14 protein-coding genes and 1 pseudogene are annotated in these 19,300 nt (G+C 74.3%); 8 read left to right on the forward strand and 7 right to left on the reverse strand.

All coding sequences use genetic code 11. The annotated features are described in order from the left end of the window. Window positions 1–101: 101 nt before the first annotated feature. The 4 genes from ABT299_RS19920 to ABT299_RS19935 all read right to left on the reverse strand — a co-directional run bounded on the left by ABT299_RS19920 (window position 102) and on the right by ABT299_RS19935 (window position 5,033). Complete coding sequence (locus ABT299_RS19920; protein ID WP_190864484.1) at window positions 102–1,457, reverse strand: extracellular solute-binding protein; 1,356 nt, start codon at window positions 1,455–1,457, stop codon at window positions 102–104. A 93-nt stretch (window positions 1,458–1,550) separates the two neighbouring features. Then, a complete protein-coding gene (locus tag ABT299_RS19925) occupies window positions 1,551–2,783 on the reverse strand; it encodes a carbohydrate kinase family protein (RefSeq protein WP_190864486.1) in 1,233 nt (410 codons plus the stop codon). A 115-nt stretch (window positions 2,784–2,898) separates the two neighbouring features. Beyond that, window positions 2,899–4,275 (reverse strand): 6-phospho-beta-glucosidase, encoded by a 1,377-nt coding sequence (locus ABT299_RS19930; RefSeq protein ID WP_387018487.1) that lies wholly within the window; start codon window positions 4,273–4,275, stop codon window positions 2,899–2,901. After that, window positions 4,272–5,033, reverse strand: a complete 762-nt coding sequence (locus ABT299_RS19935) for a DeoR family transcriptional regulator (RefSeq protein ID WP_190864490.1) — start codon at window positions 5,031–5,033, stop codon at window positions 4,272–4,274. The genes ABT299_RS19930 and ABT299_RS19935 overlap by 4 nt, the downstream gene beginning before the upstream one ends. 212 nt (window positions 5,034–5,245) lie before the next feature. Between ABT299_RS19935 and ABT299_RS19940 the strand changes: the two genes are divergently transcribed. Beyond that, window positions 5,246–6,097 carry an NAD-dependent protein deacetylase gene (locus ABT299_RS19940; RefSeq protein ID WP_347256984.1) on the forward strand — a complete coding sequence of 284 codons (852 nt, stop codon included), beginning with the start codon at window positions 5,246–5,248 and terminating at the stop codon, window positions 6,095–6,097. Between the two features lie 108 nt (window positions 6,098–6,205). Beyond that, window positions 6,206–6,787, forward strand: a pseudogene (locus ABT299_RS19945) (DUF6348 family protein); the annotation flags it as partial. Window positions 6,788–6,918: 131 nt separating this feature from the next. Here the strand turns inward: ABT299_RS19945 and ABT299_RS19950 are convergent. Both ABT299_RS19950 and ABT299_RS19955 read right to left on the reverse strand, forming a co-directional pair. Then, entirely contained in the window at window positions 6,919–7,398 is a 480-nt protein-coding gene (locus ABT299_RS19950) for a MarR family winged helix-turn-helix transcriptional regulator (RefSeq protein ID WP_190864496.1), read from the reverse strand. 80 nt (window positions 7,399–7,478) lie between these two features. After that, entirely contained in the window at window positions 7,479–10,526 is a 3,048-nt protein-coding gene (locus tag ABT299_RS19955; protein WP_500251647.1) for an FAD-binding and (Fe-S)-binding domain-containing protein, read from the reverse strand. 164 nt (window positions 10,527–10,690) lie between these two features. On the opposite strand from ABT299_RS19955, the gene ABT299_RS19960 reads away from it, so the two are divergent. The 4 genes from ABT299_RS19960 to ABT299_RS19975 all read left to right on the forward strand — a co-directional run bounded on the left by ABT299_RS19960 (window position 10,691) and on the right by ABT299_RS19975 (window position 15,698). Next, on the forward strand, window positions 10,691–12,241 hold the full coding sequence (locus tag ABT299_RS19960) for a hypothetical protein (RefSeq protein WP_500251648.1): 1,551 nt from the start codon (window positions 10,691–10,693) through the stop codon (window positions 12,239–12,241). 73 nt (window positions 12,242–12,314) lie between these two features. Then, complete coding sequence (locus ABT299_RS19965; RefSeq protein WP_387018472.1) at window positions 12,315–12,755, forward strand: hypothetical protein; 441 nt, start codon at window positions 12,315–12,317, stop codon at window positions 12,753–12,755. Further along, on the forward strand, window positions 12,752–13,930 hold the full coding sequence (locus ABT299_RS19970; protein WP_500251649.1) for an FHA domain-containing protein: 1,179 nt from the start codon (window positions 12,752–12,754) through the stop codon (window positions 13,928–13,930). Before ABT299_RS19965 ends, ABT299_RS19970 begins: the two co-directional genes overlap by 4 nt. 118 nt (window positions 13,931–14,048) lie before the next feature. Next, complete coding sequence (locus ABT299_RS19975; protein ID WP_190868884.1) at window positions 14,049–15,698, forward strand: MFS transporter; 1,650 nt, start codon at window positions 14,049–14,051, stop codon at window positions 15,696–15,698. A 6-nt stretch (window positions 15,699–15,704) separates the two neighbouring features. On the opposite strand, the gene ABT299_RS19980 is transcribed toward ABT299_RS19975, so the two are convergent. Then, window positions 15,705–17,468 carry a glycoside hydrolase family 15 protein gene (locus ABT299_RS19980; RefSeq protein ID WP_500251650.1) on the reverse strand — a complete coding sequence of 588 codons (1,764 nt, stop codon included), beginning with the start codon at window positions 17,466–17,468 and terminating at the stop codon, window positions 15,705–15,707. A gap of 146 nt (window positions 17,469–17,614) precedes the next feature. Here ABT299_RS19980 and ABT299_RS19985 point away from each other — a divergent pair, with 146 nt between their 5' ends. After that, window positions 17,615–18,280, forward strand: coding sequence for a helix-turn-helix domain-containing protein (locus ABT299_RS19985; protein ID WP_500251651.1), 666 nt, complete (start codon window positions 17,615–17,617; stop codon window positions 18,278–18,280). 103 nt (window positions 18,281–18,383) lie between these two features. Beyond that, window positions 18,384–19,136 carry an SRPBCC family protein gene (locus ABT299_RS19990; protein ID WP_387018458.1) on the forward strand — a complete coding sequence of 251 codons (753 nt, stop codon included), beginning with the start codon at window positions 18,384–18,386 and terminating at the stop codon, window positions 19,134–19,136. Window positions 19,137–19,300 lie beyond the last annotated feature (164 nt).

Below are 19,300 nucleotides of genomic sequence, written 5' to 3' on the forward strand. Positions count from 1 at the left end.
CGGGCCGCCCTCGCGTTCCGCGCGGGGCGGCCGGTGCCCCGCCGCCGCGCCGGGGGTGCCGGGCGGCGGCGGGTCCGGCGGTCACGCCGGGCCGGTCGTCACTACTTCTTCTTCTGGAAGGCGGTGTAGTCGTCCTGGGCCGCCTTCATGGCCTCCTGCGCGGACTTCTTGCCGGCGACGACGCCCTGCAGCGGACCACCGAACGCGTCGGTGAACGTCGGGGTCGTGTAGTCGATGTAGGGGGTGGTGCCGTCGTTCTTGCTGAGCTCGGCCCAGGCCGTCGACACCTCCTTCATCAGCGGCTTGTCCGGCTGCGTGGTGGCGGGCAGCACGGGAAGGCTGCCGGCCTGCACCGCCACGTTCATCGCCTCCGGCGAGGTGATGAAGTTGATGTAGGCGGCGGCGACGTCGGCGTGCTTGGACTTGGAGGTGATCGACCACGGCAGGCTCTCGCCGCCCATGGTCGCCACGGGCGCGCCCGCCTGCGGCGCGGGCGGCAGCGCGAAGCCGACCTTGTCCTTCATCCGGTCGTTCAGGTCCGGCGCCCACCAGGTGCCGCCGAACATGAACACGCCCTCGCCCTTGGCGAAGTTCACCGGGGTGTCGTCCCACTTCACCGAGTTGGAGTCCTTGGTGAGGTAGCCCTTCTTCGCCCAGTCCGCGAGCTTCTGCGCGGCCTGCACGTTCGAGGCGTCCGTCCAGGAGCCGCCGGTGCCGAACACCAGCTTGCGGACGGCCTCCTTGCCGGTCGCGGCGTCCTGCAGGATGCCGTACAGCTGCATCGCGGGCAGCTTCTCCAGGTTGCCGAACGCGATCGGCACCTCGCCCTTGCCCTTGGCGGTGGCGAGCGCCTGCTCGAACTCGTCCCAGGTCTTCGGCGGCTGGATGCCGAGCTTGGCGAGCTTCTCCTTGTTGTAGTAGAGCCCGACGATCTCGCCGTTCAGCGAGACGCCGTACAGGTCGCCCGACCCGATGAGCTTGCCGTCCTTGGTGACGCTGTTCAGGTCCAGCAGGCCCTTCGGGTACCGCTTGGACCACCCGTACGCCTGGTCGTAGGCGCCGAGCGGCAGCAGCATGCCGTCCTTGACGTACTGGGCCATGGCCGCGTAGCCCTGGTTGGCCTCGACGACGTCGGGCGGGGTGCTGCCCGACAGCGCGAGCCGCAGCGTCTTCTGCAGGTCGCTGAAGGAGCGCGAGACCCGCTTGATCTTCACGTTCGGGTACTTGGCCTCGAACTGGGCGTTGAGCTTCTCGATCTGCTCCTTCAGGCCGCCCTGGACCTCCTGGTCCCAGACGGTGAGGGTCACGTTGCCGGCCTTGGCGACGTCGGTGCTGACCGCCGCGGGCGCCTTGCTCGCCGGCTTGTCGTCCGACGAGCCCGGCGCGCAGGCGGCGGCGAGCGCGGTCACCAGGGCCGCCGCCGCGGCGACCGTGCTCCGTCTCATGAGCGTCGGCATTCCTGCGGCTCCTTTCTGTGCTGCTGTCCCGTGCCGGCTCGGGGGCCGGGCCGGCACGGATCCTGGGGTGGGGCGGGGGGCTGGGACGATCCGTCAGGACGAGTGCTGCAGGTCGTCGCGGAGCGTCGGCTCGGCGCGCACGACGGTGTCGGTCGCCGAGTCGGGAATGTAGTCGACGACGAACGCGTACGGTTCCAGCACCTCCTCGGGGACCTCGCCGGACTCGCCGAACGCGGCGATCTCCCCCCAGCAGGGGGCGCCGAGCGAGCCGCTGCGGTGCCGGACCGACAGGCCCGCGCACAGGTTGGCGAACTTCAGCCGCTCGTCCAGGGGGAGCCCGGCGAGGGTGCCGAACAGGAACCCGGCGCCGAACACGTCGCCCGCTCCGGTGGCGTCCAGCGCCCGGACCGGCAGCGCGTCGGTCTCGGCGACCTCGCCGCTGCGCGAGTCGATCGCGATCGCGCCGGCGCCGCCGCGCTTGACCACGACCACCGGGACGCGCTCCGACAGGGCGCGGGCGGCGGCCTCGGGCGAGGCGGTGCGGGTGTAGGCCATCGCCTCGACCGCGTTGGGCAGGAACACGTCGACGTGCTCCAGCCGGTCCAGCACCTCGCTGGACCAGGTCTCGGTGGCGTCCCAGCCCAGGTCGGCGAAGACCGTGGTGCCGGCGGCGCGCATGTCCCGCGCCCACGCGGGCACCGGCCGCTCGATGTCGATGAAGCAGGCCCGCGCCGACGGCGGCGCCGACCCGAGCACCTCCTCGTAGGGGCCGTCGGCGGAGCCGATGTCCGGGACGGGCTTGGCGTAGGTGACCATGCTGCGGTCGGAGTCGTAGGCCAGCGACACCGTGACCGGCGTGGGCCAGGTGGGGACGCGGCGGGAGTGGCCGAGGTCCACGCCCTCCTGCTCGGCGAGGGTCCGCCACAGGTAGGCGCCGAACAGGTCGTCGCCGAACGGGGCGGCGAGCCCGACGCGCAGCCCGAGCCGGCTCATCGCCACCGCGATGTTGGCGATGCCGCCGGGCGCCGAGCCGAGCCCGTCGGTGAACAGCTCGGTGCCGGGCGGCGGCAGGCCGGGCAGCCCGGTGAAGATCATGTCCATGAAGACCTGGCCGGACAGGAACACGTCCAGGTCGGGCGCCGGCCCCTCGGCGCCGTCCGCGCGCTCCGCCAGCAGCCGCTCGGTCACCGCGCCGCGCTCGGCGCACGGGTCGGCCAGCGAGGGCTCGGGCGGGCGGCCGGGGGCCCCGGTCTCGCCGCCGGACGGGGCGGCGGCCGCGCCGCGCTCGCCGGCGGCCGGGGCCCCGCGCAGGGTTCCTGCTGTCATTGCGCCTCCTCACGAGGGCCGTCAGAGATGGGACCAGGATGACCGGTTGTCAGGACAAAACAGGGTGGGGTACGGGCCGGGTCGGGCGGCGGTGCCGCGGCCGGCCTGCGGCCCGTCACGTCCCGCCCGCGAACACGGCCGCGACCTCCGGGATGCGGGCGGCGTAGCCGTCCAGCAGCCGCCGCCCCACCGACACCGAGTCGACCAGCGGGTGCAGCCCGAACGCCTTGGCGGCCTCGGCCCGCGAGCCGGTCCGCGCGGCGCTGATCGTCAGCCGCTCGACGGCCTTGACCTGCTGCATCAGGCCGGCCTGGTGCAGGTCGGGCTGCGCGAGCGTCAGCGGGTGCACGCCGCCCGCGTCCACCAGCACCGGCACCTCCACCACGGCGTCCTCGGGCAGGGCGCGCACCGTCGTCCCGTTGCGGACGTTCAGGATCATCGTGGCGGGCTCGTTGCGGCTGATCGCGGCCATCACGCTCAGCGCGACGCCGGCGTAGCCCTCGTCGACCGGGTCGACGCCGGCGTGCCCCGCCAGCTCGGTCCCGGTGTCAGCGCCCTTCATCTCCGCCATGTAGCTCGCGCTGCGCGACGCGACCGTCTCCCGCCACAGCTCCATCGCCGCGCCGCCGGACGCCGCGGCGATCCGCTCGTAGAACGCCGCCTGCTGCTTGGCGAGGAACTCGCCGCGCGTCTGGGGGGCGTCGAGGGTGGCGCGGACCGCCTCGCGGTTGAAGTAGTAGTAGTACAGGTACTCGTTCGGGATCACCCCGAGGTCGCGGAGCCAGTCGCGGCCGAACACCACGCCCTCCTCCAGCGAGCCGAGCAGGTCGTCGTCGGCGAGCAGCCGCGGCAGCACGTCCACGCCGTCGTGCAGGATGCGGCGCATCCAGCCGAGGTGGTTGAGGCCGACGTAGTCGAGCTGCACGCGGGACGGGTCGAGGCCGAGCGCCGCGGCGACCCGGGTGCCGAGCCCCGACGGGGTGTCGCAGATCCCGAGGACCCGGTCGCCGAGCACCGACTGCATCGCCTCGGTGATCATGCCCGCGGGGTTGGTGAAGTTGATGACGTAGGCGTCCGGCGCGAGCGCCTTCACCCGGCGCGCGATGTCGAGCATCACCGGGATGGTGCGCAGCCCGTAGGCCAGGCCGCCGGGGCCGGTGGTCTCCTGCCCGAGCACGTCCAGGTCGAGCGCCACGCGCTCGTCGCAGACCCGCCCGGCGAGCCCGCCGACGCGGATCGCGGCGAAGACGAAGTCGGCGCCTTCGAGCGCCTTGTCCAGCTCGGTGGAGGTGAACACCTTCGGCGCCGCGCCGGCCCCGCCCGCGTCCTCGTCCGCGAGCGCGGCCAGCACCGCCGCCATGCCGTCGAGGCGCCCGGCGTCGGAGTCCTGCAGCCAGACCTCCTCGATGCGCGGGGAGCCGTGGTCGCGCAGCAGGGCCTGGTACACGTAGGGCACCCGGAACCCGCCGCCGCCGAGAATGGCCAGCTTCATGCGATGAACACCTTCCCGCCCGCCTGCCGGCAGAGCTCGAGAGTCTTGGGATCGGCCCCGGCCGTGGTGACGAGCGCGTCGACCTGCGCGAGGGAGCACACGCGCAGCGAGCCGGTGCCGGGGAACTTGGCCTCGGAGGCGACGAGCACGACCCGGTCCGCGGACTCGATCATCGCCTGCTTGATCGGGGTCTCGACCTCCATGTCGTCGACCACGAGCCCGTTCGGCCGCACCCCGGTGCAGCTGAGGAACACGAGGTCGGCGCGGACCTGGCGGAGCGCGGTCTCGGTCAGCGACCCGACCAGCGTCAGGTAGTTGCGCCGGACCACGCCGCCGAGCAGGCACAGCCGCACGGCCTCGTCGTCGCGCAGCTCGTCCAGCACGGCCAGGTTCGCGGTGATCACGGTGACCGGGCGGCCGCGCAGGTGCCGGGCGATCAGCCGGGTGCTGGTGCCGATGTCCAGCACGACGACCATGTCGTCCTCGACCAGGGCGGCGGCCCGCGCCGCCACCGCCTCCTTCTCGGCGCTGTCGTGCTCGGCCGACACCGCGAAGGAGACCTCCGGCACCGCCGCCCGCGGGGTCAGCGCCGCACCGCCGTAGGTGCGGACGAGCTCACCGTTGCGGTCCAGCAGGTCCAGGTCCCGGCGGATCGTCGACTCGCTCACCTGAAGGCTCTCGGCCAGCTCCTTGACGGACGCCGCCCCCTTCGTGCGCAGCGAGGACACGATCTGCGCGCGTCGCTTGCTCGAGGTCACGCAGGGGAACGTAGCACTCATGACCGACTTCGGTCATCACCTGGTGGAAAGTTGCTCGAACTCCGTCATACGCGCACCTGACCTGCACATATCCCGGTCAGCGCATGGAAAGAGTCAGTCAACGCGGTCAAGATCGGCTCCGTTCACCACGGGCGGACGGTCACCGTCTGTCAGGACGGGCGGTCAACCGCCCCGTCGTGCACCATGGAGAGGTGACGCAGGTTGTAGAAGATCGGTCGGAAACGGCCCCCGGACTGGCGGTGCTCGCGGACCTGGTCGCCGACGGCGACGTGGTGGTGCTCAGCGGCGCGGGACTCTCCACCGAGTCAGGCATTCCGGACTACCGGGGCGAGACCGGCCGGCGGCGGCGCGCCGAGCCGATGACCTACCAGCGCTTCACCGGGGACGCGGAGGCGCGGCGCCGGTACTGGGCGCGCAGCCATCTCGGCTGGCGGCACATCGCCGGCGCCCGCCCCAACGCGGGCCACCGCGCGGTCGCCGAGCTGCAGCGGCGCGGCCTGCTCGCGGGGATCATCACCCAGAACGTCGACGGGCTGCACCAGGCGGCGGGCGCGGACGGCGTCGTCGAGCTGCACGGCGGCCTCGACCGGGTGGTGTGCCTGGGCTGCGGCGAGCGCACCCCGCGCACGCGGCTGGAGGAGCGGCTGCGCGCCGCGAACCCCGGCTGGGACGCCCGCCCCGACATGATCAACCCGGACGGCGACGCGGTGCTGTCGGACGCCGACGTCGCCTCCTTCCGGACGGTGGACTGCTTGCGCTGCGGCGGGCTGCTGAAGCCCGACGTGATCTTCTTCGGCGAGAACGTGCCGCCCGCGCGGGTCCGCGACTGCTACGCGCTGACCGAGTCCGCCGGGACGCTGCTGGTGCTCGGGTCGTCGCTGACGGTGCTGTCGGGGTACCGGTTCGTCCGGCACGCGGCGCGGCACTCCGTCCCCGTGGCGATCGTCAACCGGGGCGCGACGCGCGGCGACCCGCACGCGCTGGTGACGCTGGACGCGCCGCTCGGCGCGACCCTGGAGGAGCTCGTCGCCCTGACCTCCTGACGGCCGTCCCCCGACGACCGCTCTCCCAACGACGGCGCGGCCGCCGGCGCGGTTCGGGGAAACGGCGGGTACCTCCATCTCCGCCCCGCTACGGTGATCATCATGGACATGGGGGCGGAGGACATCGCGGGCCTGCTCGCGCGGCTGCTGGCGGAGGGGCACGGGCTGCCCGCGGCGGCGGACGGCGCGGAGGTCGACGTGGCGGGGACGGGCGTGCGGATCGCGATCGCCGCGCCGCAGCCGCAGGACAACGGGCTCGTCCAGCTGCCGATCGGGGTGTCGCATCCGAGCTTCGGCGGGATGTTCGCCTGGGACCAGGCGGTGGGCGTGCCGGGCACCGACCGGCATCCGGCCGCCGACGCGCTCGACGGCTGGACGCACACGGTGTTCCCGGTGTTCGCCGCCGCCCTGCTGCCCGGTAGCGACCTCGCCGCGCACGCCACCGCGGAGCCGCTGGAGGGCGGCGACCGCAAGGCGGAGGTGTTCTACGGGCCGGTCGCGACGCGCGACTTCGGCGGCCTGACCGACGCCGACCGGTCGGCGATGGCGGACCGCCCGCCGACGCGGGTGGTGATCGAGGAGCTGTTCACCGGATACGCGCTGCCGGACCGCCCGGTCTGGGTCTTCACGTTCTGCGCGCGGCTGCCGTCCGGGCCGGTCACGGAGGTGACGCTGCTGAACGGCGAGGCGGGCCCGTCGTTCGGGCACATCGCCGACCATCTGCCCTGGCAGGGGCACGGCTCCGTCAAGTCGTGGGCGCTGGTCGTGCCGCGCGGCTGTGCGGCGGGCGGGCCGCCCGGGCGGGCCGCCCGGGCGGTCGGTCAGGTCCAGCCGAGGCGGGCCAGGTTCCTGACGGGCGGCTCGCCGCCCGCGTCGTTGAAGGCGCGCAGCGCGGCGACCAGCGCGCGACGCTGCTCGGGCGGCATCCGGGAGACGACCGCGGCGATGTCGGCGCGGCGCCGGGCGGTGACGTCGCCGACGATGGCGCGGCCCGCGGCGGTGAGCTGGATGCGCACCTCCCGGCCGCTCGCGGGGCTGGCCCGCCGGTCGACCAGGCCGGCGGCGGCCAGCCGGTCGACCATCCGCAGCGCGGTGGAGGGGTTGACCTCCAGCAGACCGGCGAGCGTGACCAACTTCGCCGGCCCCTGCGCCGACAGCACGACCAGCAGGCGGAACTGCGGCGGCGTGACGGCGTCCTCGACGGCGGCGAGGGACCGCGCGGAGATCGCCACGAGCAGCCGCGACGCGGTCAGCAGCGCCGAGGTGACCTCGTCGGCGCCCCCGTCCGCTTCCACGGTCATGACGACTTTCTACCGCCCCGGTGCCCGGCGCCGCCAGCGCCGCCCCCGCCCGGCGCGCGGAGGGCGGGGGCGGCGGGTCCTCAGTCCCGGCCGGCGCCGTCCGGGAGCAGGTCGGCGAGCAGTTCGGCGAGGTGGCGGGGCCGGGCGCCGGTGCCCGCCTCGATCTGCGTCCGGCAGGAGAACCCGTCGGCCAGCACGGTGGTGCCGGGCCCGGCGTCCTTGACGGCGGGCCACACACCCTGCTCGGCGATCTTGGTGGAGACCTCGTAGTGGCCGTTCTCGAAGCCGAAGTTCCCGGCGAGGCCGCAGCAGCCGACGTCGAGCGTGTCGACCTGCACGCCGGCGCGGGCGAGGACGCGCTCGTCGGTGCCGAACCCCATGACGGCGTGCTGGTGGCAGTGCGGCTGGGCGATCGCGCGGACCTTCGGCCGGTCCAGCCCGGCGAGCACGTCGTGGGACGCGCCGGGCGAGGGGCCGCCGGACTCCTCCTGGTGCTCGTCGAGGAGCTCGGCGAGGGTGCGGGTCTGGTCCCGCAGCCGCTTCACGTCGTCCTCGACGCGGTCGCCCTCCATCAGCTCGGGCGCGTCGGCGCGGAAGACGGCGGTGCAGCTCGGCTCCAGGCCGACGACGGGGATCCCCTCGCGCAGCCGCGGCGCCAGCGCGTCGGCGGTGCGGCGCAGCACGCGCGCCGCGACGCCGAGCTGGCCGGTGGAGATCCAGGTCAGGCCGCAGCACATCGGGACCGGCGGCACCTCCACCTGGTACCCGGACGCCTCCAGCACGCGGACGGCGGCCTTGGCGATGTGCGGGTGGAAGTTGTTGGTGAACGTGTCGGGCCACAGCACGACCCGGCGGCCGCCGGTGCGCGCCGGGCGGCGCTTGAACCAGTCGGTGAAGCGCTCGGAGGCGAAGCGCGGCATCCGCCGCTCCGGGGCGATGCCGCCGAGCCGCTTGACCACCCGGTCGAGGCCGGGGACGTTCAAGGCGGTGTTGGCCGCGCCGGGCGCCACCGAGGCCATCTTCGCCCACAGCGGCAGCCAGCCCATCGTGTAGTGCGCCGCCGGGCGGATCCGCCCGGCGTAGTGGTGGGACAGGAACTCGGCCTTGTAGGTCGCCATGTCGACGTTGACCGGGCAGTCGCTGCGGCAGCCCTTGCAGGCCAGGCACAGGTCCAGGGCGTCGCGGACGTCCTCGGACCGCCACCCGTCGGTGATGACGGCGGCGCCGCCGGGCCCGGGCACCGCCGGATCGGGCGTGCCGTCCTGCGGCATGCCGCGCATCATCTCCATCAGGATGCGGGCGCGGCCGCGGGTCGAGTGCTCCTCCTCCCCCGTCGCCCGGTAGCTCGGGCACATGACGCCGCCCGAGGAGGCGCGGCATTTGCCGATGCCGACGCAGCGGGCCGCCGCGTGGGTGAAGCGGTGCTTGTCGTCGGGGAAGGAGAAATGGGTCTCCGGCTCGGCCGGGTCGTAGCCGAGGTGGTCGAGGTTGTCGTCGAGGCGGTAGGGGTGGACGACCTTGCCCGGGTTCATCTTCCCGCGCAGGTCGAAGATCGCCTTGAGCATCCCGAACAACCGGACGACCTCGTCGCCGAACATCAGCGGCAGCAGCTCGCCACGGGACTGGCCGTCGCCGTGCTCGCCGGACAGCGACCCCCCGTAGTCGACGACGAGGCGGGCGGCGCGCTCGATGAACCTGCGGTAGTTGCCGGTGCCCTTCTCGTCCTCCAGGTCGAACGGGATGCGGGTGTGCACGCAGCCCTGCCCGAAGTGGCCGTAGAGCGCGACGGGGCCGTAGCCGAACTCGTCGATGAGCCTCTGGAAGTCGCGCAGGTAGTCGCCGAGCCGTTCGGGCGGGACGGCCGAGTCCTCCCAGCCCTCGTGGGTGTCGGGCTGCCCGGGCGGGTAGGCGGTGGCGCCGAGCCCGGCCTCGCGGACCTTCCAGAGCCGCTCCTCGAGCGAGGGGTCGTGCACGAAGGTGCAGTGCGGCGGGTCCGGCTCGTTCTCCAGCCGCTCGATGAGGTCGTGGGCGCGCCGGTCGGCCTCGTCCTTGGTGTCGCCGCCGAACCGGACCATGAGCCAGCCGGCGCCCTCGGGCATGTCCTTCAGGACGGCGGGCCCGGCGAGCTTGTCCCGCCTGGCGAGGTCGAGGAGCGTGTCGTCCATGCCCTCGAGCGCGAGCGGCTCGGCGGGCAGGACGCGCTTCACGGCGTCGCCGGCCGCGAAGATGTCGTCGTAGCCGAGCACCGCCAGCGACTGGTACGGCGGGACCGGCACCAGGCGGATCTCCGCGCGCAGCACGGTGACCAGCGTCGACTCCGACCCGACCAGGGCGCGCCCGACGTCGAAGCCCTTCTCGGGCAGCAGCGAGTCGAGGTTGTAGCCGGACACGCGGCGCGGGATGTCGGGGTAGCGGGTGCGGATCAGCTCCATGCCGTCGTCGCGGAGCGCGCGCAGCGCCCGGTAGATCTCGGCGCGGCGGCCGCCCTCGGCCTGGATCCGCTCGTACTCCTCGTCGGAGGTCGGCCCGGCCCACATCCGCACGCCGTCGTAGGTCAGCACCTCCAGCCGGACCACCGAGTCGACCATCTTCCCGTACGCCTGCGCCGACGCGCCGCACGAGTTGTTGCCGATCATCCCGCCGATCGTGCAGGTGTCGTGGGTGGACGGCTTCGGCCCGACCATCAGCCCGTGCTCCGACAGCGCCTCGTTGAGGTCGTCCAGGCACGCGCCGGGCTCGACGATCGCGGTCCGCCGCTTCGGGTCGACGGAGATCAGGTTCCGGCAGTACTTCGACCAGTCGATGACGACGGCGGTGTTGCAGCACTGCCCGGCCAGGCTCGTCCCGCCGCCGCGCGACAGCACCGGGACGTCGTGCTCGGCGCAGACGGCGACCGCCTCGGCGCCGGCCTCGACGGTGCGGGGCACCACCACGCCGATCGGCGGCTGCTGGTAGTTCGAGGAGTCGTGCGCGTAGGCGGCCCGCGATCCGGGGTCGAAGCGGACCTCGCCGTCCACCCGGTCGGCCAGGTCGCGGCGCAGCGCCGCCGTCCTCCACTCCCCCTCGCCGCCGGGGCCCTCCCCGTTCCCGTCCCGCCTCGCGTGCCTACCCGCTCCCAGCTTGCCCACCTGACGCAGTCGCTCCGCCGATACAGACATGCAGGAGCGCATACCCGGGTCGCGCGATTCAATCCGAGGGCGCAGCGGCGCGCCCGACGCGGCGGCGCCGCTTCCGGCCTCCGCGATCGCGCCTGCCGGGCGCCCGCTTTGGGATAAGGTGTCGGCCGATTCATTTGATCTTGTCGCGGGGGACGTCGTTGCAGGGTGCCCGACCAGCTGGTGATCTCACGCCCGAGCTGCTCCGATCGCCGGTCTGGCACGACCGGCAGGTCCAGTCCGCGGGCATCCCGCTGTACGACGTGCCGCTGGTCACGGTCGGCGGCGGGCTCGGCTCGTTCACGCTGGTGGACGTCCTGCGGATCCAGGGGGTCGCGGCGGGCGCCATCCGGGTGCTGTCCAGCCGGGACGCGCCCTGGCAGTCGTGGGAGTACCTGACCCGGGTGTCGCAGCTTCCGGCGGGCGAGCGGATCCGCTCCGACGCCGGGGCCCGGCCCGACAACATCTGGGGCTTCCCGTCCTACGCGCTGCACGAGGCGTGGCGGGACAAGTCGGTCAAGCTGCTGTGGCAGGTGCTGACCGAGCCGATCCTCAGCGACTTCTTCAGCCCCCGCGCCGCCACGGTGTTCGAGACCGTCCGCCGTGAGGCCGAGCGAATCTCCTACTGGCAGATGCTCTCCAAGGGGCAGGTGCGGATGGTGCGGCGCCGCGCGGGCGGCGGCTACTTCACCGTCCTGACGCCGCCGCCGGGCACGTCCGCGACCAAGCGTGTCGTGATGCGGTCGCAGTACGTGCACCTGGCGGTCGGCTACCCCGGCCTGAAGTTCCTGCCCGACCTGCAGCAGTTCCGCGAGACCCACAACGACTACCACCGCGTCGTCAACGCCTACGAGCCGCACGAGCACGTGTACGAGACGCTGAAATCGCGTCCGGGCGTGGTCGTGGTGCGCGGCGCCGGGATCGTCGCGTCCCGCGTGCTGCAGCGGCTGATGGACGACCGGGAGCGGTACGGGCTGCAGACGCAGATCGTCCACATGTTCCGCACGTTCGTCACCGGCGCGCACGGCTCGGGGCCGTGGATGCGGCGCAAGGGCGGCGACGGCTGGGCATACCAGGCGTTCACGCTGCCGAAGTCGGCGTTCGGGGGGCAGCTGAAGGCGCAGTTCCGGCGCGCCGGGCCGGAGCGGCGCGCCGAGTTGTCCAAGGCCGTCGGCGGGACGACCACGCCGCGGCTGCGCCGCTGGCAGGAGCAGATGCGGCAGGGCCGCGCCGGCGGCTGGTACCACCCGTTCCAGGCCGTGGTGGACCGGGTCGAGCCGACCCCGGACGGGCGGCTGGTGTCGCTCACCCGCAGCGACGACGGGCGCCTCGGCCGCTACACCTCCGACTTCATCATCGACTGCACCGGGCTGGAGGCCGACATGCCCGAGCACCGGGTGCTGGCCGACCTGCTGCAGTACGGCGGCGCGCGGCGCAACGGCGCGGGCCGTCTCGCGGTCGGCGAGCACTTCGAGGTGCTCGGCGCCGAGAGCGAGGGCGGGGTGCTGTACGCCTCCGGCGCCGCCGCCGCGGGCAACCACTTCCCCGCCGTGGACAGCTTCCTCGGCATGCAGACCGCGGCGCTGGACATCGCCGAGGACCTGGCCCGGCGCGGGTTCTGCTCGCGGCTCGGCCCGGTGCGGTCGACCGGCCAGTGGATCAGGTGGATGAGGGGCCGTCCCCTCTGACCCGCCGCCCGTCCCGCTCCCCTCCCCCGGTCCCGCCTCCCTCCACGCCCTCCCCCACGCAGGAGCTCCCACCGTGATCCCCACCCTCGCCGGACGCCTGCAGACGCGGATCTTCGTGCTGGCCACGGTCGGCGCGCTGCTGACCGCGCTGGTCGTCCCGGTGCTGCCGGGCAGGCCGGGCTCGCTCGGCACGGCGTACCGGACGGCGTTCCTGATGCTCCTCGCCGTGATGGCGGTGGGCCTGGTGTGGGAGCTGCTGTACCACCTGCTGATGCAGTTCCGCTGGGACAAGGACTGGCCGACGCTGTTCGGGCTGGTCACCATGGTCCCGGAGGGCGCCGTGATGTGGCTGCTGCTGAACACCGGGCTCGTTCCCGGCATCGGAGACCATGTGTCGGCGTCGATGTTCGTGACGATGTTCGTGGTCGTGTGGCTCGGCCAGTGGCTGTTCCTCAACGGGCCCATGCGGGTGCTCTCCGTGCGGTGGAGGCTGCGCGGCGGACGGCTGCTGTGACCGGCGGGGCGCGGGCGTTCGCGCGGCCGCTGCCCGGCGACGGTCTCGTCGCGCAGGAGGGCGAGCTGTCGCTGGTGTGCGCGGCGCCCGACGCGGTGACGGCGCCGCTGGTGGACGCGCTGCTGAATGCGCTGCAGGAGGTCGCGGAGGCGGGCGGCGACGGGGCCGAGCTCGTGCGCCGCGCCGCGCGGGCGCTGGCCGGCCGCGCCGGGGCCCGGCCGCCGGCGTGCGCGGTCGCCGGGCCGTCCGGGCGGTCGGGGCTCGCGGTGCTGGTCAGCGGCGAGGCCGCGGCGCGGGTGATGCTCGCGGACGGCGACGAGGTCCGGGTCGGCGGCGGCCCGCACGAACCGTCCGAGCGGACCGTCGAGGGGCCGGTGGCGAGCCTGGAGCTGACGCTGGGCGGCGCCGGCCGGGCCGAGCCGCGGCTGCGGCTGGCCTCGGGCGTGGTCCGCGGCGGCGGCCTGCGCCGCGCGGTGCGCCGCCCGGCCGCCGCGCCCGCGCCGTCCGCGCCGCCCGCGCCGTCCGCGCCACCTGCGCCGTCCGTGCCGCGGCCGGTCGCGCCCGCCCGGCCGACGACGGCCGAGCCGGCGCCGCCGCTGCCGCCGACGCCGGTCGACGGCGTGTCGGCCGCGGGCACCGAGGAGCCGCCGCGCGAGAGGGTCAGCCTGATCCGCCGGCATCCGAAGCGGCGCCCCGGCGGGCCGCAGGTGCTCGGGGTCAACTGCAAGAACGAGCACTTCAACGACCCGCGCGCGCACTACTGCGCGGTCTGCGGGATCTCGATGCTCCAGCTCACGCTGTCGCCGTTCCACGGGCCGCGGCCGCCGCTCGGCGTGCTGCTGCTGGACGACGGGCAGGCGGTCCCGCTCGAGGACGACCACCTCATCGGGCGGCGCCCCGACCGGGCGCCCGAGGTCGCCGAGGGCCGCGCGCACCCGCTCCGGATGACCGACGCCGAGGAGTCGATCTCCCGCCGGCACGTCCTCGTCCGGCTGGAGGAATGGCAGGTCAACGTGGTCGATCTCGGATCGGCCAACGGGACGGCGGTGCGCGCGCCCGGTGCCGCGGACTTCGTCCGGCTGCCGCCCGACACCCCGGTCGAGCTGGCGCCGGGCGCGACCGTCCGGGTCGGCCTGACCCGCACGTTCCGGTTCGAGTCCAACCGGAAGGTCTGATTCGGCTTGGCCGGAACCGGACGCGCACCGGGCGGGCGCCCGCCGCGTCACATCCACCGTGCCTGACGGCGCTCCCACCGCGGCCGGGTCCCCGGCCGCCCCCTCCGAAAGGACACCGATGCGAACACGGCCCATGGGCGGTATCACCTTCGCCCATCCGCCCGCCTTCTGGACCGGGTTCATCGCCTGCGTCGCGGGCGTCGCCCTGCACCTGCCGATGTACATCGACTCGGCGGACATGCACTACACCATGCGCGGGATGTCGATGGACGCCCCGATGCTGACCGGGATGGCGCTCATCGTGGTCGGCCTGGCGCTCACCGCGTACGGGCTCATCCCGCGCGGTCTCGCCGCGTCCCGCCGCGACGGCGAGGTGCGCGTCCGCGCGGCGCACGACGCGCCGTTCCGGCGGGCGCACATCGGGCTCGTCATCGTCATGACGACGGCGGTGACGATCGACGCGATGAAGCCGATCACGCTGTCGTTCGTGGCGCCGGGGATGGGCAAGGAGTACGGGCTGAAGTCGGCCCTCAACCCCGGCGGGCACTGGCCGGTCGCGCTGCTGCCGCTGTTCGGCCTGACCGGGACGGTCGCCGGCTCGTTCCTGTGGGGCTGGCTCGGCGACCGCATCGGGCGGCGCTCCTCCATCCTGCTGGCCGGGGTGATGTTCGTGACCACCGCGGTCTGCGGGGCGATGCCGTCCTTCTCCTGGAACCTGGCGATGTGCCTGCTGATGGGCCTGGCGGCGGGCGGCATGCTGCCGATCACGTTCTCGCTGCTGGCGGAGATGATCCCGGGCCGGCACCGCGGCTGGGTGATGGTGCTGATCGGCGGGAACCTCGCACTGGCCTACGCGATCACCAGTTCGCTGTCATCGGCGCTGGTCCCGCACTACTCGTGGCGGATCCTGTGGCTGCTCGGCATGCCGACCGGGGTGCTGCTGATCGCGCTGAACCACTGGATCCCCGAGTCGCCGCGGTTCCTGCTGGCGCACGGCCGGGAGGACGAGGCCCGCACGATCATGTCCCGGTACGGCGCCATCGAGGACGTGGCGGAGACCGAGGCAGAAGCGTCGGGGCCCGCCGGGGAGGCGCCCGCCGAGGAGCGTCAGGAGGCCGCGCACGGCGGCGGCTTCACGCCGCTGTTCCGGCCCCCGTTCGCCGGGCTCAGCATCGCGGTGGTGGTGCTGGGGCTGGGCATCGGCCTGGTCACCTACGGGTTCCAGCTGTGGATCCCGTCGAACCTGCAGAGGCTCGGCCTGGCCCAGAAGTCGGCCGACGCGGCGCTGCGCGACTCCTCCTTGCTGGGGCTGCCGCTGGTGTTCGTCGCGGCCGCGATGTACGGGCTGTGGAGCGCCAAGAAGACGATCATCGTGCTGACCGCGCTGACCGCGGCGGCGCTGGTGGCCTTCTCCTTCTCCGGCGAGTCCCTCGCGCACGACCGGACGTGGCTGTACGTGCTGCTGGCCGGCCCGATCGTCGGGACCGCCACGATCGCCGCGGTGCTGGCCGCCTACAGCTCGGAGATCTACCCGACGCGGATCCGCTCGCGCGGCTCGGGCCTGTCGGCGGGGGTCGGCAAGCTCGGCGGGGTGGTCGTCACGATCGTGCTGGTGGTGGGCGCGACGGTGCCGTCCATCAACACGACCGCGCTGCTCGGCGCCGTCCCGCTGCTGCTCGCGGTGCTCGTCGTCGCGGCGTTCGGGGTGGAGACGAGGAGGCGCGCGGTCGGCGCGGCCGCTCCCGCCGTGCAGCCCGCCGACGCCTGACGCCGGTCAGCCCCCGAGGCGGGCGGCGGACTCCAGCAGCAGCGCGTGGACGAACGCCTGCGGGATGTTGCCGCGCAGCTGCCGCTGCCGGACGTCGTACTCCTCGGAGAACAGGCCGCTGGTGGCGCAGCCGGAGCGGGTCCGCTCGAACGTGCGCAGCGCGCGGGCGGTCTCGCCCTGGCGGTGCTCGGCGAGGGCGAGGAAGAACCCGCACAGGCTGAAGGAGCCCTCGGCGACCCCGAGGGGCTCGTCGCCGACGCGGTACCGGTAGACGAAGCCCTCCTGGACGAGGTCCGAGCGGACCGCCTCCAGGGTGGCGACGGTGCGCGGGTCGTCGTGCGGCAGGGCGCCGCGTAGCGGCGGGATCAGCAGCGCGGCGTCCACGCGGTCGTCGCCGGGGGCCCGTTTCCACCGTCCGCCCGGGGCGAGCGAGGTGCGGGCGGTCTCGTCGAGGACGGCGTCGGCGAGGGCGTTCCAGGAGGACGCCTCCGCCGGCCCGGCCAGGAACCGGGCGGCGCGGCGCAGGCCCGCGACGCAGCTGAGCCGCGAGTGGGTCCACAGGTCGTCGCGGGTCTCCCAGATGCCGGCGTCCGGCTCCTTCCAGCGGCGGGCGACGGCGTCGGCGGCGACGCGGGCCGCCTCGAGCCGCTCGGGGCCGGGCGCCTCGCGCTCGGCGGCCGCCGCGAGCAGCAGCAGCGCCTCGCCGAGCGCGTCCAGCTGGAACTGGGAGCTGGCGCGGTTGCCGGTGACGGCGGTGGCGCCGGGGTAGCCGGGCAGGTCGCTGTCCCGCTGCTCGGGGATGTCCGCGCCGGTGACGGTGTAGGCGGGCTTGAGGCGGTCGCCGTCGGCGAGGACGCGGGCGGCGACGAACTCGGCCGCGGTGCGCAGCAGCCGCGGCGGCCCGCCGTGCACGGCGACGGCGCGCCCGGCGAAGCACTGGTCGCGGATCCAGGCGTACCGGTAGTCGTAGTTGCGGCCCTCGTCGGAGCGCTCCGGTAGCGCGGTGGTCGCGGCGGCGACCATCCCTCCGCCGCTGCTGGTGAGCCCGGTGAGCACCGAGTAGGCGAGGCGCGCGTCGCGCGGGGCGATGGTGTCCTCGCAGGACGGGACGTCGTCGCGCCAGGCGCGTTCGGTGGCGTCCCAGAGCGCGGCCGGGTCCAGAGCGCCTTCGGAGGCGCCTTCGGCGATCTCGAGGACCAGGTCGCGGGACTCGCCCTCGGCGAGGTCGAAGGTGAGGGCGAGGACGGGCCCACCGTCGGTGTTCTCCCGCACCACCGCCTCGTCGCCGCCGCGCCAGCGGATCCGGGCGGGGCCGCTGCGGGCCGTCCATTCGCCGCCGTGGTGGTGCAGGTCCCGCATCCGCTCGTGGCGGCCGCCGGCGCGCACGTCCAGCACGGCGCGGATGCGGGCGGCGCCGCGCACCGCCCGGCAGCGGCGCAGCACCACGGCGCGGTCGCGGTCGGCGGGGCGGGCGAGGGCCTCGCGGCACTCGACCATGCCCCCGTCGCCGGTCACCCAGCGGCTGCGCCAGATCAGCCCGCGGTCCTCGTAGTAGCCGCCCCACACCCACCGCTCGGCGACGGGCTGGACGACGTAGTCGCCGGGGCCGCCGAGCAGGCCGCCGAACGCGGCGGGCGAGTCCCAGGCGGGGAAGCACATCCAGGCGTACTCGCCCTGCGGCCCGACCAGGACACCGCGCTCCCCGTCGGCGATCAGCGCGTAGTCGCGCAGCGCCTTCGGCAGCGAGTCCCGTCCGCCCGTGCCTCCCACCGTGACCTCCTCCGCCTCGTGCCGTCGTGCGTCGAGGGGTCACTACCCGAGAAGGCGCCGCCGATCCGGAGTGATCACCCACGTGGGGGGCACCGACAAATTTTTTTTTCTTGACAACTCATACTGTCGGTGCCCATGATGGACGCATGCTGGACGTGACGGTGATCGAGGAGCCCGGGGCGGCGGCCGCGTCGCTGGACCCGATGCGGGCGCGGCTGCTGGCGGAGCTGGCCGAGCCGCTGTCGGCGGCGGCGCTGGCCGCGCGGGTCGGGCTGCCGCGGCAGAAGGTGAACTACCACCTGCGGGCGCTGGAGCGGCACGGGCTGGTGGAGCTGGTCGAGGAGCGCCGCAAGGGCAACATGACCGAGCGGCTGATGCGCGCCACGGCGGCGTCGTACGTGATCTCGCCGCTGGCGCTGCCGGGCCTGCAGCCCGACCCCGCGCGGCACCGCGACGCACTGTCGGCGCGCTGGCTGCTGGCGCTGGCGGCGCGACTGGTCCGCGACGTCGGCGCGCTCATCACCGGTGCGGAGCGGGCGAACAAGCGGCTGGCCACCTACGCGCTGGACGGCGAGGTCCGGTTCGCCTCGGCCGCCGACCGGGCGGCGTTCGTGGAGGAGCTGACCGCCGGCGTCGGCGCTCTGGTGCGCAAGTACCACGACGCGTCGGCGGAGGGCGGCCGCCCGCACCGCGTCGTCATCGCCCTCCACCCCTCCCTCAAGGCCGAGCCCGCCGCCGGAGGCCGGGCGGAGGAGGGCGGCCCGCCGGGCATCGAGCAGGACCGCGGCGCGGCGGACGCGGACGGGTCCTGAAGGCCACCCGCCGCCGCACGGCATGACGGCACACGAGCCGCGAACAGAACGGCACACCAACGGAACGGGCGCGCGGGCAGCGCGCCGGAGCGAGGAGCACGCCATGGCGAAGGAATTCGAGATCGTCCGCGAGTTCGAGGTCGACGCGCCGCCCGAGCGGATCTGGGACGCGATCACGGCGAACACGGCCGGGTGGCTGTGGCCGACCGAGTACGAGCCGCGCGAGGGCGGCGCGGCGGGCTTCGGCTCGACCGTGGCCACCTGGGACCCGCCGCACCGGCTGGTCGTCCGGTCCGAGTCCCCCGAGGAGCTGAAGGCGGTCGGGCAGTCGCTCAACCAGCTCGACCACCTGATCGAGCCGCGCGAGGGCGGCCGGTCCTGGGTCCGCTACGTGCACAGCGGGATCTTCGTGGAGAACTGGGACGACCAGTACGACGGCGCGAACAAGCACACCGACTTCTACCTGCACACGCTGCGGCAGTACGTCACGCACTTCCCCGGTATGCCGGCGGTGCACACCGACGTGCAGGGCCCGGCGGCGTCCACGGCGAAGGACGCGTTCGAGACGGTCGGCCGGGCGCTCGGGCTGGGCGCGTCGGCGGCGGACGGCGCGTCCGAGGGCGACCGGGTGCGGGTGGACCTGCCGGGCGCCGGCGAGGTGGACGCGGTGGTCGACTTCCGGAACGAGAACTTCCTCGGCCTGCGCACCGGCGACGCGATGTACCGGTTCTTCGGCCGCAACGCGTGGGGCGCGCCGGTCGGGGTCGCGCTGCACCGGTTCGCCGCCGGCGCGTCCGGCGACGAGGACGCGACGCGCAAGGCGTGGCAGAACTGGCTGGACGGCCTGTACGCCTGATCCGGAACGTCGGCGGGGGGGGGCGGCGGGGGGGCGGGGGGCGGGTGGGCGGGGGGGGTGTGGGCGGGCGGGGGGGCGCCGCAAGGCTCCCGTCAATGCCGCCCCCCCCCCGCGGCTCAACGAGAGGTGCGGGGGGCGACGGCCGTCCAAGGGAGGGTCAGTTC

Source organism: Spirillospora sp. NPDC000708 (genome assembly GCF_040299565.1).
GTDB lineage: Bacteria > Actinomycetota > Actinomycetes > Streptosporangiales > Streptosporangiaceae > Spirillospora.